Origin of the sequence: Niallia circulans (genome assembly GCF_003726095.1) — a bacterium.
In the GTDB taxonomy this organism is placed as follows: Bacteria; Bacillota; Bacilli; order Bacillales; family Cytobacillaceae; genus Niallia; species Niallia circulans_A.
In genome coordinates, this window is sequence record NZ_CP026031.1 from 1,948,632 (window position 1) to 1,963,381 (window position 14,750).

Annotated in this window: 16 protein-coding genes; all 16 read right to left on the reverse strand. The window is 36.0% G+C overall.

What is annotated here, in order from left to right; translation table 11 throughout:
• Positions 1-2,556, reverse strand: a complete 2,556-nt coding sequence (locus C2I06_RS09440; protein ID WP_123257942.1) for a hypothetical protein — start codon at positions 2,554-2,556, stop codon at positions 1-3.
• Positions 2,549-4,033 carry a phage tail protein gene (locus C2I06_RS09445; protein WP_164463655.1) on the reverse strand — a complete coding sequence of 495 codons (1,485 nt, stop codon included), beginning with the start codon at positions 4,031-4,033 and terminating at the stop codon, positions 2,549-2,551. The genes C2I06_RS09440 and C2I06_RS09445 overlap by 8 nt, the downstream gene beginning before the upstream one ends.
• A gap of 24 nt (positions 4,034-4,057) precedes the next feature.
• Positions 4,058-4,873 (reverse strand): phage tail domain-containing protein, encoded by an 816-nt coding sequence (locus C2I06_RS09450; RefSeq protein WP_123257944.1) that lies wholly within the window; start codon positions 4,871-4,873, stop codon positions 4,058-4,060.
• 1 nt (position 4,874) lies between these two features.
• Complete coding sequence (locus C2I06_RS09455; RefSeq protein ID WP_123257945.1) at positions 4,875-8,264, reverse strand: phage tail tape measure protein; 3,390 nt, start codon at positions 8,262-8,264, stop codon at positions 4,875-4,877.
• A 206-nt stretch (positions 8,265-8,470) separates the two neighbouring features.
• A complete protein-coding gene (gene gpG / locus C2I06_RS09460) occupies positions 8,471-8,812 on the reverse strand; it encodes a phage tail assembly chaperone G (protein WP_123257946.1) in 342 nt (113 codons plus the stop codon).
• 3 nt (positions 8,813-8,815) lie between these two features.
• The gene (locus C2I06_RS09465; RefSeq protein ID WP_123257947.1) at positions 8,816-9,385 is read right to left on the reverse strand and encodes a major tail protein; all 570 of its coding nucleotides are present in this window, start codon (positions 9,383-9,385) and stop codon (positions 8,816-8,818) included.
• Positions 9,386-9,388: 3 nt separating this feature from the next.
• Positions 9,389-9,724 carry a hypothetical protein gene (locus C2I06_RS09470; protein ID WP_123257948.1) on the reverse strand — a complete coding sequence of 112 codons (336 nt, stop codon included), beginning with the start codon at positions 9,722-9,724 and terminating at the stop codon, positions 9,389-9,391.
• On the reverse strand, positions 9,724-10,089 hold the full coding sequence (locus C2I06_RS09475) for an HK97-gp10 family putative phage morphogenesis protein (RefSeq protein WP_123257949.1): 366 nt from the start codon (positions 10,087-10,089) through the stop codon (positions 9,724-9,726). Before C2I06_RS09475 ends, C2I06_RS09470 begins: the two co-directional genes overlap by 1 nt.
• Entirely contained in the window at positions 10,089-10,421 is a 333-nt protein-coding gene (locus C2I06_RS09480; protein ID WP_123257950.1) for a phage head closure protein, read from the reverse strand. Before C2I06_RS09480 ends, C2I06_RS09475 begins: the two co-directional genes overlap by 1 nt.
• Positions 10,418-10,720: a head-tail connector protein gene (locus C2I06_RS09485; RefSeq protein ID WP_123257951.1), complete on the reverse strand. Its 303-nt coding sequence runs from the start codon at positions 10,718-10,720 to the stop codon at positions 10,418-10,420. The genes C2I06_RS09480 and C2I06_RS09485 overlap by 4 nt, the downstream gene beginning before the upstream one ends.
• 26 nt (positions 10,721-10,746) lie before the next feature.
• Positions 10,747-11,088 carry a hypothetical protein gene (locus C2I06_RS09490; RefSeq protein ID WP_123257952.1) on the reverse strand — a complete coding sequence of 114 codons (342 nt, stop codon included), beginning with the start codon at positions 11,086-11,088 and terminating at the stop codon, positions 10,747-10,749.
• 11 nt (positions 11,089-11,099) lie between these two features.
• A complete protein-coding gene (locus C2I06_RS09495) occupies positions 11,100-12,287 on the reverse strand; it encodes a phage major capsid protein (RefSeq protein ID WP_123259141.1) in 1,188 nt (395 codons plus the stop codon).
• A 113-nt stretch (positions 12,288-12,400) separates the two neighbouring features.
• On the reverse strand, positions 12,401-13,111 hold the full coding sequence (locus tag C2I06_RS09500; RefSeq protein ID WP_123257953.1) for a head maturation protease, ClpP-related: 711 nt from the start codon (positions 13,109-13,111) through the stop codon (positions 12,401-12,403).
• Complete coding sequence (locus C2I06_RS09505) at positions 13,101-14,348, reverse strand: phage portal protein (protein ID WP_249928298.1); 1,248 nt, start codon at positions 14,346-14,348, stop codon at positions 13,101-13,103. Before C2I06_RS09505 ends, C2I06_RS09500 begins: the two co-directional genes overlap by 11 nt.
• A 15-nt stretch (positions 14,349-14,363) precedes the next feature.
• Positions 14,364-14,570 carry a hypothetical protein gene (locus tag C2I06_RS09510; protein WP_123257954.1) on the reverse strand — a complete coding sequence of 69 codons (207 nt, stop codon included), beginning with the start codon at positions 14,568-14,570 and terminating at the stop codon, positions 14,364-14,366.
• Entirely contained in the window at positions 14,543-14,746 is a 204-nt protein-coding gene (locus tag C2I06_RS09515; RefSeq protein WP_123257955.1) for a hypothetical protein, read from the reverse strand. The genes C2I06_RS09510 and C2I06_RS09515 overlap by 28 nt, the downstream gene beginning before the upstream one ends.
• Positions 14,747-14,750: the final 4 nt, after the last annotated feature.

The window sequence follows — 14,750 nt, forward strand, 5'->3', positions numbered from 1 at the left end:
CTAGTTTCTAGTTACGTCCATAGTTACTCTAGAAGTAGCAGTCGGTGGTTTGCTAAATTTTAATGTAAAACCATTTATAGACTTTTCTTCTATCCACCAGTTACCGCAATCCCATTCAGGCGTAACGTACACCACATAATTGGTATCTGGTTGTATACGCTCGGTCCTAAATGCGTATTTGTATTCGCTCCATCCAGCCGGTATCTCTATTCCTATACCAGGAATGTTATAATTCTTTAGCCTTGTTGGTTCGTCCGTATCTGATAAATCAATATTACCTACTCTGGTAATAAATGTTGGCCAAACAGATCCTGCTGTATAATAAGCACCTACTCGTCCGCGGAATAAATTGTTAACCGCTATAATATTTACACTAAACGAGTTAATTTCTGTGCGTATCCATCGTGTTTTACCTAATGAATAAAACATGTTTCCATCTAATTTAACGAGAAATGACGATATATCATCCACATTAGTTATGGAAAAAAAGTTTTTGGAGTCCGACGCATTAATTGATTCGTCTATTTTATTATCTTTTATGCGTAAAATCCCGCCAGCCATTGAGTTATCTGCAAGGACAGTATTATCATCAATGCTAGTTGTATTTGTTAGATGAAACCCAAGATTAGTAAGTGTGTTATCGTTAATAGTAATATCTGTACATTTTGCTAGACTAATCAACATTACATCATCACGAAGATTTCGAACAAATGGCACATTGCTTATCCTTACATTTTTATAAGCATCAACTTCGAATAATCTATTTGTCCATTCTTGGTGAGGGTTATTTTCGTTTGTAATTTCAATTGATGTGTTATCTATAATAAAAGCAGTTTGCATATAAACTCCACGAACTGCAGCAACAAAATTGTACTTTGTTCGTTTGAACATTAATTTGCTATTAAGTATTTCAACATGCGGGCTTCTTGTAATTCGCTTTGCGTCCATGTAAATTAATGAATTATTCACATGGATTCTTTGTGTCCAGGCCATTTGTAAACTACCTTTACAATTATCAAGCGAAATATTTCCTACCATATCCGGAAATTCATTTATTCCATTACTTGCTAAGAAGTTACCCACGCAATTAACATAAGTAATATCAAACTCGCCCATCCCGTGGCAGTCGAACGCTCCATGCCAATCATTCGGCATTCTTGCATTTTCTACTCGCATATGTCCGCTTGAAGCAAAATCAACTAAATGGCGTAATCCGTAACCACGAACATTTTTAATAGAACCATGTACAGATGAGCCAATCTGCATTCCATAACCACAGCCAGCCATCACTGTACGTGGATAACTAGCAACGAAATTATTAATAATTGGACTATATACACTTCTCAACATTAATGCAGGGAAACGATGACGAGAAGCCTTGAAATTATTAAGTGTAAAATTACTTGCATATCTTACACTTATTCCACCTACCCAACTGTCCCGTTCACTGTTGTCGGTAATAGTTGCAGGAATAGGTGTATCGTTCATATCCTCAAATACTAAATTTTCTATTGTTACATTATCCACCGTTTCTAATAAAGCGATTGTCCCATTTACTTTTAAGCTATTAAAACGCAAGTCTGAACAAACATCAACATACACATTAGCGCCATCAACATAGATAACTCGCGCGATTACATTTAACATAGAAGGATTATCGCCATAATTTTTATCCCATGTACCGCTATGATTTTTCACGTTAACAGATACATAATCACCTTTTGTAAAAAGAGTAGATGCATCTGTTAACGTAGTGACTACTTTTGTTACTTGCGTAAATGGTTGTTTCAAGCCTTTAAAATTATCACCGTTTACATAAAATTCTTTGTCAATAATTCCTTCATTAGGGATAATATCCACTACGTTTGTTCTTGTTTCTTCAAGCAGTTTTCCTCTTATTGTAATAGCTCCATACATCCGCCCTGTTCCATTGTCTGATTCTAAATCTTCTGTACCTACATACCTAAGTGGCGAATTGTTAAAGTTAATTCTAATATCGCCTCTAGTGATAACTAAAGGTCTTGAAATTTTAAAAACTCGTTTAGGAGGAAAAGTTAACTTTGATCCAGGAGGCAACGAATCAACTAAACTTTGGAGAATAGGTATATCATCTGTTTCCCCATCTCCCTTAACTCCATACATCAACACGTTTGTATTTATATCTTCTATTCGCTGTGTGTTAGTTGCCAACTCTGCGGTAAGACGATTATCCACTTCATTAATAGCGGATGGATCAATATTTTGTATCTCTATCCAATTCTCACCGTCAAATCGATAAATCTTCCCGCTGTCACGAGTCATTACTGTTTTACCTTCGACAACATCTGGATAAGTGATTTCTAAATCGTTAAACGTGTTAACAGGAGGTAACCATTCGATTTTAGCTGCCCCTATTACTTTGTCAAATGCTTTATCAGATACTGTTTCTACAGCATTATCAAAATTTATATTCAACTCTTTAAAATCTGCTTCAATGTCTTTAAAGTTATCATTCATGTTATTTCTAAAGACTCGATCAATTGTTGCCCCAATTGTTTTATATGGCCATCTAGGCATTATCACCGCCTCCTTGCTCTAATAGTTCTACTCGCTGTTCAAGGTTGTCAATTTGCTCCTTCAACCCTTCGTTTGTTTCTTCTAACTCATTGATTCTTTGTATAATAAAAGACAAGTCAATAACTTGTCCGTCTGCTGGTAACTGTATTCGATTTAATTTCGTAAAATCAGAAGAACTAAATAAACCGTTATTTGCGGAAGAAGCTAAAGGGATTTTCACTTGAACATTGCCGCTATCATCCACAATAATACTAGCTACTTTCATAAAATCGTTAGCACTCATCAAACCATTTTGCAACGCATTTGCAAGTGGTATATTAGGATGACTTGGATCATAACCTTCTGCAAATTTTGTTTCAGGTCCAATTACCACTTGATCTTCTCTTACTTGTCCTTTAGCTTTTTCAAGATTAATAACAAGGTTGTCTTGATCTATTGCTTGGGTTTTTATTCTTCCACGCTCATCTATAACGCTAGTAATCAATTGACTAGAATTATTTAAACTGGATATTATTTTTTTACCACTTTTTCGGGCGGTTCCAAAAGTAAATACAGGATCTAAATCCTCATTAGAATAATCCTCTATTTCTATTACTCTAATACGCACATCAATACCTAAAGGCTCTAGGATAACCAATATCCAATCACCTTTCCTTATGTCTTGAAGATTCATTTCTGCTAGTTCAGTAGCTGTAAGTTGGATTGATACATTTAACTTATCGTTTAGTTCTCTTACCAACCTAGCATAAAGAGAATCATTATGACGATAAGTTTCGTCCCGAACTGGTGGAGCTACTCTATAAATCCCCAATTCAGTTGCTAAGGGACTAGTATAACTAGTTCGTGCGATGTACTTTCCTGTTTTCTCATCAATCGCTCCAAAACCCTCTATGTGAGTAAAAAAGTTAGATGTATCCATTTCCTTCACTGCATCTTTAACATTGTATTGGTGCCTTATCTGCTTATTTAAAACACGACCAATTTGTTTGGCTACGTATACTGTCTTATCAATAATTTCACATTCACACTCAAAGCGATTTAAAATATATTTTAGTAATCCGAATGAACTATCGTCTCCAAAATTCTCCACTTCTAACGATTTTGTTATGCCTGTTTTATCCACAATAAAATCATAGCCACTATTTTTCAGACCGAATGTAAGCATTGATTCAATTGTATAAGTTCCGGTTATTGTTTCGTAAATTCGATGTCCTTCTAAATCCCATGATGCTTTTAAAATCCCAACCAGTTCTTTTTTAACAGTATCTCCAATCATCTTTTCTTTACAATTAGTAATTACAAAGTATGTTCCTTCGTAAATCAAGTAGTTGAAGTTATCGACTAAAGGATAGGAATTTATATTCGAATCATCTTTTACAACTATTACTTTTAGGACTTTATCCATTTCGATATTTGACTGTCTAGTTACAGAATAATTTGCTAGCCTTCTCAATTGACCAGATATACTTTGTACCATCAACTTTTTTATCATAGTTAACACCTACACATAATAAAAAGGGAAGTCGAAACTAATAGTCCCGCTCCCTTTCCCAGTTGCCACAAAATCATTCCATCCTGGTTTTAATGTTATTGCCCCATGGTTTGTTTTCGACATAACGTTTTCATTATTTTTATAGTGATCATAACGATTAAAAATCAATTTATCACTTCTTGAACTGGAACCATAATATGTTATATTCTCCCCAGTCGTAAGATTCGTCAATGAAAAATTATTAGTAGAACCAGTAACAGCTATAATAATTGGATGTTCAGATGGAGTAATAGTAATATCTGATGGATTAAAAACCCTAAAACGACTAGAAGAAAATTCATAAGGAGTTTCTTCAGATATCAATCCCTGTCCAATTTGCCATAAGTCAGAATCAAAGGTTTTAGGACTTAAACTAGTTCCAAGACTCTTTGCATATGGGTATGTGGCTGCCAAAGTTAATTCTATTGTTGCTGTATAAGAATTAATGTAATTAGGCTCAAAATCAGAATCAGCATTAACATACCACCTTCTACCTGGTTGCCTGGAATGAATAATACCTATCTCTTTTTCGGAGTGGAAAAGTCTCATCATTTCATCCACAAGAAAATCTAAATCAATTAAATCCCTTGATTCTAACCACCATTCTGTAGCGATTGGTCTAACACCAAATTTTTTACCTCTTGATACCTGACCCCTTCTACCATCTACATCAGATAAAATGGGAGAGCCAACAATGGATTGTTTACGGAATCTTAAAAGATTCAAGCCCTCTATTGTTCGAGAATCTATATATTCTCCATTTTTTTCTATAATTAGATAATCCATGTTAAGCACCTCCTTTAAAACTAAATTTTTCTATATCTATATCATCAGCTTGCATTCTGTCGATAGATGGATAAACTTTTCGGGCTACAGTCTCCCCATCCATTTCTATTGTTAAATAAATGGGCCTATTGGAATTTGTGCTATTAGATTGTGTGGACGGCCGCTGCTCATGTCGATCTAATTGATTTACAATCTGCATAGCTTGACCACTAGGACTTGCTCCGCTTGCGTATCCCGGCATATTATTTAAAGCTTGTATTATCTTTTTTGATTCTCCATGAGTAAATACTTGATAACCGGCAGGCTTATTATATTGCCCGAACTCTAACCATTCCCAACGGTTACCCATACGCCCAAGTTCAAATCCTTCTTCACCTGCAATAAATGGTCCCCCTGGGTGATGGTCAGTTCCTGTTGCGTATTTAAGATGATGCCCTCCAACAGTTGTAATATTAAACGCTTTGGCAGTTGGATCATTTAAACGCCTGTAATTCCCATCAAGATTAGTTTTTATATTAACAGTTTTTTGCACTCCGGAAGCGAGAGCTTTATTAATAGAACTAATAGTTGGGTTTACTTTTGTTTCAATATCTTTATAAACAGTCTTACCAGCAACCTCATTCATTTCAGCAAGCTTTTGTTTGGCAACATCAAGTTTTCTTTGTTGTTCATTTAGCTTTTCATTTTGTTCTTTATATTCATGAGTTTGACGACCGTTTTTCTCTCCGAATTTTTCTAATTCTGCTCTGGCTTTATTAATTTCATTTTGTTGTTTTACGATCGCTTCATTCGCTTTCCCTTTTTCCGACACAATCCCTTGTTCATATAATACTTGTTGAGCGTAATCCGCAAGTAACTCATCAAATGCTTTCAGTTCTTTATTGGTTTCTTCAAGAGATTTTTTCTTCTTTTCAATTTGAGTTTCGATGCGATCAATAGTATCTTGGTGTAAATTATTTTGTGTACCAATTTGACTTTTTTCATTTTCTAAAATACTGATTTTATTTTCAATCTCTTGGCGTTCTTCAATATTGGCGTTGACTAGCTTACCACGTAAGTCAACTAACTCTAAGTCAATTTCGCGATTTCTCTTTCCATTTGAAAGAATTTCTTTTTGAACTTCGGTTCGGTATTTTTCTTTTTCAGCTATTTCGTTTTGAAGATTTACTTGCCTTTTAAGATTACTTTCTTGCTTATCCATCTCATTTCTTACTGCTTTATAAGTATCTTCCATCAAAAGTTGACGTTCCATATTATTTAACTTTTTGAGTTCATCTAAGGTATTTGCATAAGCATTACCTTGTTCAGATATTGCCTTAGCTGCAGAAGGAGATTTTTCAATAATTTTATCGTTTAATCCTAAAAATTCTTCCATCTCTTCATTGGTGAGACCTGATTTTTCAAGAAGTTTTGCTTGTTCATCAGTTAATGCTTTGATTGTATCTTCACCTTTGGTATTTTTAAGCTCATCCACAATATCCATGTAACGTAAGACTTCATCAGTCGACAATTGATTCTTCTTCTGTAACTTTTCATACTGCGAAATAAGCTTATCTGTAGAATCAATTTCTTTTTTGCGTGATTCAATAGATTCAAGAGTTTTTTGAGTGCTTTCTTTACTAGCTTCTGAGACAGCGTATATACCCAATGCTAAAGCGCCAGCCCCCGCTATCGCTAACCCTACTGGAGATGTAGCCATTGGGGCTAACATTCCGATTTTTCCTAAGAGCCCCGTTCCTCCACTTCTTCCAAATAGATTAACTAAAGAGCCGCCTATTTTTAAAACGCCACCAATGCCAATAGTTAACTGACCTAGAGCAAAAGTAGCTGGACCCACAGCTGCAACTAATCCAATCATTTTCAAAATTGTCCGTTGTTGCTCTTTGTCTAATTCACTAAATTTCTTGGCTCCTGATTCTATTTGTTTTATAAATGGCTCAGCTGCATCGATAGCATCCATTACAGCAGGAACTAAAGCATTTCCAGTAGTAATTGCAACGTCTTTAATACGATTCCACAGAATGACTAATTGGCTTTCCGTTGTTCCGTATCTAGTTTCAGATTCTTTAGTCAACGCGTTATTTTCTTTCCAAGCGTCACTAGATATTTTCACAGCATTTGTAAGGACATCAGATGCTCCTGATAAACGTAACAACGTATCTTGTTCACGTATGCCCTTTATACCTAAATACCCTAAAATTTCAGCTAAGTTCTCTCCCTCTTTTGATGATTTTCCTAACCCCTTAATAAAAGTATCTAATGCCTCAATAGGCTCTTTATTCCATTGGTCAGCAAAGTCTTTTGCAGATACACCAGCTGCCTTGGCGAACTCTCCTAGCATTTTTCCGTTGTCCATTACAGCTGTTTGCATTTTCTTTAAAACGGTAGACATCGCAGTACCACCAGCTTCTGCTTCAATCCCAACAGATGACATCGCAGTTGCAAGGGCATTAATTTGTGCCTCTGTCAAACCAATTTGTGCACCTTGACCAGCCAATCTAAGAGCCATGGAGACAATTTCTGATTCAGTTGTGGCAAAGTTATTACCCAGCGCAACAATAGAAGATCCTAAACGATCGAATTCCTTTTGTGGCATTTGAGTAATATTTGCAAGACGAGCCAAATCAGTAGCAGCCTGTTCGCTAGTCATATTTGTAGCTACACTTAAATCAGCCATAACACGAGTAAAGCCCATGATGTTTTCTGTTTGAATACCAAGTTGTCCCGCTGACTCAGCAATTGCCGCAATCTCAGTTGCTGCAACAGGGATTTCTTTTGCCATATTTCTAATTCCACTCGAAAGTTGAGAGAATTCTTTCTCAGTAGCATCAACTGTTTTCCTAACACCTGCAAATGCGGATTCATAATCAGATGCTGCCTTAAACATTGCCACGCCGCTAGCAACAATAGGTGCGGTTACTCTTGTGCTGTACGCTTGACCAAAATCACTCATCCCTTTTCCTGCTTGTTTGAGACGTTCTCCAGTATTGCTCATGTTACGACTCAATGTATTCCAAGGATTTGATTGGCGCTCTATTTCAGCTGTAACACCTTGTAATGCAGATTCTGTTCTACGCATATCCGCAACTGCTCGTTGATATGCAATTTGAGCGTTTTGGGTTTCTCTAGAATTTTCACCCGTTGCCCTTTTGCTAGCTTCGTACCTTCTTGCTAATTCTTGTACTTGTGCCTGCTGGACTCTTAAAGTACGATTTAACACATCAGACTTAGCCCTTAATTCATTTACTCCCCGAGCGAAGCCAGTACCAGATGAGGTGACGGCTTTCTGTTCGTGTTGTAAAGCTTTCAGCTGCCGATTAATACCAGCCATCCCTTGCTGAAACTGTGCGGAATCAAGTGATATTCTTGTTCTTAATGCTCCTACTTCCATAACCGTCACCTCCTAGAATAATTTGATTTCATCGATATAGACCTTCTCTTGATCTGAATTACCAAGTTCAAAATAAAAATGGATGTCCATCTCATCTATCTGATTGAGAGTCCACCCACTTTTTAATAAAGATTTGTATAACTTTTTAACATTAGTCATTTCCTTTTTTGCATTTTTAACCTGACGAGCAAATAACTCATCAGGTGTTAGGCGTTTTTTTCCTTTTCTTCCTCTTGGTCTGCCATTAATTGTTCAGGAGTTTTTCCAGTTCGAACAAATGCAAACACATTAATTAAGGTTCCGACCGTTTCATGAGCAGGAATACCTTCGTAAAACTCATCAATTGTAAATTGATTTTGGAATACGTCACAAACAAAACCAACCAATTCATCATGTTCCTCCACACCCATGTTGGAGTAATCGATAGTTTCATCAAACTTTAATAATTGGCGATAATGCTTAGCGTTAGCATGAGGAATAGTAAAAACTTTTTCATTAACTTTTATTTCACCATCAACTTGTTCTACATTTTTAAATACAATTTTCATCGATTAACCCTCCGGTGTTTCTTCATACACAGATTTAAACCAATTATCAATAATAGTTGGATCAATCGCTGGATCATCTTCATCAACTTGTCCACCAATTTGATTATCAGATGCTCGTCTTAAGAAACGGCCATTGATGGTAGGTGTTTGGAAAGTTGGGGTTTCTTGTTTCGTTTCATAATTTGTTTCTGGTGGAGTAAATTTCCCTTTATAAAGAACTGTGTATCGATAGGCTCCATTTGCCTTTTCTGACCTAAACATCAATGCACCATATGGAGGACGATCATCCTCACTGTCCATTAAAACTCCATCACTATTAATCTTTTTACCTAGCAATTTTGATTGAACTATAGCTACTAAGTCATCTGTATTTAACGCAACGGTTGTAACCCCTCTAGCTTCCGCTGTTTCTGCTACTCCATCATCCGCTCTTAAATCAGCTGTATTAAACTGTGGCTGCACGTTAGCTGTAATTGCTTTACCTACTCTAAATGGAGTATCGTATGTTGTCCCTTCTTCTGAATCCTCTTTAATTGGCGCAAAGTATATATCTTTTAAACCGATTGTTGCCATTCCTTATTCCTCCGTTTCAGATATAAAATAAAAACGAAGCATCTTGTGATAGAGCTTCGTTTCATTTTCGTACATTTCCGTTTCAAAATTCTTTTTGAATCTAGCTTGTTTCATTTTCCATTTAACATTTTTCACTATAGATAAAAAATTACCTGGTGAAAAAACGTCAATTTGGATATAATGCACACTGTTTTGTTCTTCATCGTCAGCCTCTAATCCAACGTCTTGGTCATACTCAAAAAATGTAATATAGGTCCTTTCAGTACCTGAATAAGTCATATATTCAACAGGAGAATCGACATCATTAAGAGTATTTAAGATTAATTGATTAAGATTCATCATGTTCCCCTCAAACGATTACGCAATTTTTCTGCCATTGCTTGGTTAATTTTCATCTTACTTTTATTTAAAGACGGTGCCATAAAAGGCTTTGCAGGCATTTTAGAAGTACCGAATTCATGCATGAATCCATAATATGCTTTTCCTTGATTGTCCACATAAACAAAAATGTTATCGTCTTCTACTTCTGACAATTCAATATGGTTCTTTAGGTTTCCGGTACGCTTTCTCACGGTTTTTTTCGCTTCTTGTTGCATGACTTTGCCGCCTGCTTCTAGCGCTTCTTTCTTACCTTCCTCTATCCCTGTGCTAGTTCTTTCTAATTGGACCATCAATTCCAGTAAGCCATGCATTTCAAATTTCATCAGCTAACCGCCCTCAATATAACAGTCATAGAGACGTTTTTACCATCGTCATTATCAATTGACTCAATATCGTGAGAAATGCCTCTCCACAGGACTTTCAAGCCACTAGGACGCAGATCTTCCATCAACCTTTTTTGATAACGTATTGTAAACACTCGATTGTTTTGCAAGTTTTCTCTAGCAGAACTAAAAAAAGAGCTCCCTTTTAATGTTTTGAGAGCCCCCCAAGCTGTTGTATATGTGGATGGTTCGAGAATAGGAAAACCATCAGCATCTTTTCCACCGATAGGAATTTCGAATATTAACTTTTGATCTAAGTCTCCTGGATTCATTCAATACCACCGCCATAACAATATTTCAATTGACGGACAATACTATCCAATGAATATGGAATTTCATATGAAGCATTCCCAATACGAAAGGATTCGCGGTTATCATTCCAATGCTGTACTAACATAGCGCAAGCTTGATCATATTGTTTTTTCATTTCTTCGTTAGTTATATCAATCTCTCCAACTTGGTTTCTAATATAAATTTTTGCTCGATCATAAAAGTCTAATAGATCCTGTTCTTCTTCTGGCTCCATAGGATAATCCATTCGTAGATACCTTTTTAATTCAGCAATTTCCACTCTTATCACCTCAAGAAAAAGGACGATTACTCGTCTTGTTCTGCTAATCCTGCGAGTTTAGATTGTTCTTCTAGGAACTCGATAAGACTCTTACGGTTCTTACCTTCTTTTTCTAATGAGATTAATTTTTCATAATCTGCTTTTTTAAGCGCATCTACAGAAGCTTTGATCTCCTCTACAGTGGCATCCAAAGAAGGTAAATGATTATCTTTTTCCAAATTAGTTTTAATTGTATCTCCAAGCCAGTTCTTAGCTTGGAGTTCTTCGATACGTTCTAAAGTACCTTCATAAAGGTTACCCTTTGTATAGATCTTTTTTGTATACTTATCACGGAATCTTTCAATTTTTACTTTTGCTTTTGCTTTCATCAATTCTCACCTTACCCTTCTGGAATAACATCAGGAGTAGTAGAAATGTCAATTTGACCATAAACTACAGCTTCCGGGTCCCATTTTGTTACATCTTCACGTTGGATTGCGCGGAATTCAGTTGTATTTGTTCTCCATGCTTGACCACCTTCTTTAGTCATATCTAATGACATTTGCTTGCGGTCCCAAAGGACAATAGCTTCGCTTAATAGACCAATAATAAATGGTGCTTTTCCTTCATCGGTTGCGATAGTTTTATTAGATAACACTACTACTTTTCTACCAAATAGAAGTTTAGTTGTTGGGCTTTGTGGATCTGGTTGCAACAATGGACGACCATTTCCATCTTCTAATTGGTCAAGATAATTAAAACCATCTTGGTTTGTATAAATAGTTGCTTCAATCGCAAACGATGGATCTAATGTGACATTTAGAGTTGTTTTAATTCCTTTATAGTCAACTAAATCTTTTTTAGTTAATGTTTCAATTTGTTGCAGAATCAGATAGTTGTCAGTTGCTTTTGACTTTTTACCAATCCATTGAATTAGGTATTCTTCAAGCGCTTGGTCACTATCTTCAAGCACTGTATTAGGTACTGGCAAGAATCCAGCGTAATCCTCAATTGCGTATGTTAATCGATCGAACTTAGGAGATGCAATTTCTTGCATAGCATTTGGATCACCATATTCAGATAATGGAGCAAAAGGAGTGTGATCTGCACGACGTTCTAATGTGCGAGCCCCTTTGTTAGTAGAAACAGGAACTACTTGAACATATTGTCTTAAATCATCAGATGATTGTCGCAACGTATTAATTCGAGTTTGGATATCCTCCGGAATAATATAGCCGCCATCTTCACCATTTCCAGCAGTAATTCTTGCCTTGTATTGGTCCATCACATTCAATTCATCACTAGATAAAGATTGACCACGCAAAGCTTTGAAGAAAAGTGCTTTATATTCTGGTTTTTCTTCTTTTGTTTGTTTAGGAAGTTTAGCAGCTTTATTTTGTGGCTCAGGAACACTTAAATTTTCAAAATCCACTTGTAAAGCAAGAAAATTGTCAAGATCTGTTTTAGCAGCTTTCGCTTCTTTCAATTTAGCCTGAGCTTCTTCGTGCTTTCCATCTTCCATCAATGCTTTTGCTTCATCTTTTAAATCGGAAACAGATTGACGTAACTCTTGCTCTCGTTTAGTCATTCCACCATTCATTTGTACAGTGAAAATATTTTTGTTCAGCATTAATGCTAGTAGTGCGTTAGTGAATAAAGTTTTCATAATTTCCTCCTATTTTTGAGCATAAAAAATAGACCTTACAATGCAAGTAGGTCCAGCTCGTTTTGAAATTTTATTTTGTCAAAAGTCTCATTTTTTTGTGTTTCTTCTTTTCTGATAAGTATTTTAGGTGTTTTTTCATATTTGTTTAAATAATCCACCGCAGAAGCAGCATAATTTTTGGCTTCTGTAACCTTTACATTAAAGTATTTAGCTACTTCATTACCATTTAGCCACGTTTCATTTTGAAGCATGTCACGGATAGTATCAGCTTCTACACCTTCCACAAGATTTTCTGTATAAACATTCATTAAACCTTCTTCAAGTGCATCTAAATCATCTGCAGCCTTTCTTAAGTCGGTAGCATTTCCATACATTCCTACAAGTGGTTTATGAATCATCATAAAGGCATTTGATGGTATATTAATTTCATCCCCTGCCAAAGCAATAATAGACGCAATAGAAGCCGCTACGCCATCCACATGAACTATTTTCTTAGCCTTGTTACGACTTAACATGTTGTAAATAGCAAGACCAGCAAAAACAGAACCTCCTGGACTATTGATGTATATATTAACTTCGCTTAGATTATTAATCTGATTCAATGCATTTAATACATCTTCTGGCATTACATCTGATTCATCCCATTTCCAATCCGTATTATTTACTATTTCACCGTAAATATAAAGGTCAGCTGATGATGAAGTGAGGTTTTTCACCGTCATAAGCGACTTTTTCTTATTCTTCATTTCCCTCACCTCCTTTCAATCCAGACTTAGCAAGCTGGTACTCATCGGCGATATCGAGAGACACATGGTTAAGGTCCACACGGTGTTTATCTCCACCCTCAATACCATCCATATCCTCAAGCTCAAGCACTTTATTGATGCTAAATACACCCTTGTCTAGCATAATGGCGTAGAACTCTGCTTGAGTCTTTTTGTCCGCTCGAAGTAGAGCTTCTAGATTAAATTTCAAGTAGTATCGTAATTGTTCTTTTTCCGAAAAGAGTTGATATGAGAATTCCTCTTGATATTGCGTATAAATCGGACTTAGTACATTACGAATAAAATCAATCGCCTGTTGCTCGATATTTGAATGCGTAGCTCTTTCTAATTCATTAACCATGTGTAAAGGAATATTATAAAAAGTAGCAATCTCTGTTTTATCAAACTTCATACTTTCTACAAATTGAGCATCCTTTAATGGCATGGATATACTTTGATAATCAAGTCCTGCATCAAGAATGGCGATTCGTTGAGCGTTATTAATACCTGTATTAGCTTTTTCCCACTCTGACCTAACAACATCTTTTGCATCAGGATTAAGCATTCCTGGTATCTTCAAAAAGCCATTAGTTGATACTCCGTTTTTGAAAAACTTCCCTTTAAATTTTTGAGAAGCTTGTGAACTACCAATAGTTTCTCTAACTACTTGAATAGGAGATTTCCCTTTTATCCCATCTGTAGATAGGGTGGTTAGATGAATAATATCCCCATAACCAATTTTTACGTTTTCTCCATTTGGTAAAACCGTGTGATACCACAATGTATTGGTAGGAATATCAACAACAGGTTCTGTTACTGATGGATTAAGCAGCCACAATGCTTTTGGTCTCCCATCCGCTCCCCAGCTGATGTTAATATAAGCATTCCCCCATAAATTTCTATGCGTTTCTATCAAATGCTTAAATTTAAAAGGGCTCTGATAAGGATTAGGGCGTTTTTCTAATAATCTAGACACTATATGGTTCTTTTCACGCACCCTCCCTGTGGAAGTCTTTTTGTACATCTGAAACGGCAATGTGGCAATACCATTCGCTAAAATGTTTACACAAGCATAAACAGCCGGAACACCTAAAGCCGAATTTACTGTGACAGTTTCACCACTAGATGCTTGATGACCAAACATCTTCAAAAACCAAGGGGCAGGATCTTTTAAATCGGTAGTTTCATTCTTGGCAGCCAGCGCATTTCGAAAAATCACTTTCTCACCCCCTTTCTATCGCTTGGCTATTGCAACTCCTGTGATAATGAGGACAAATCCCAAAAGATAATTACCAGCTAATATGTTTCCTTCCACAATTGATATTAGATATGTGTTAACAATAACGATTACTGCCCCCGTCAAAATAAAAAAATCCTCCAACCACTGGGTGAAGAACGACATAATAAAAGCTATTAAAATTTTCCTAAATCCTTTCGCCATACACCATCATCCCCTTTGAATTTGACTTCGGTATCATCAAATTCAATAACTTCCACATTAACTGTGCTGTCATGAACTAAAACACCGCTCGCTACTTGTTTTTCTATGTCTTTTTTGATTTTTTCTTTTTGTTCTTCTGAAACTATACAATTTATTTGTATTTTGAGTATTTTCATTCGT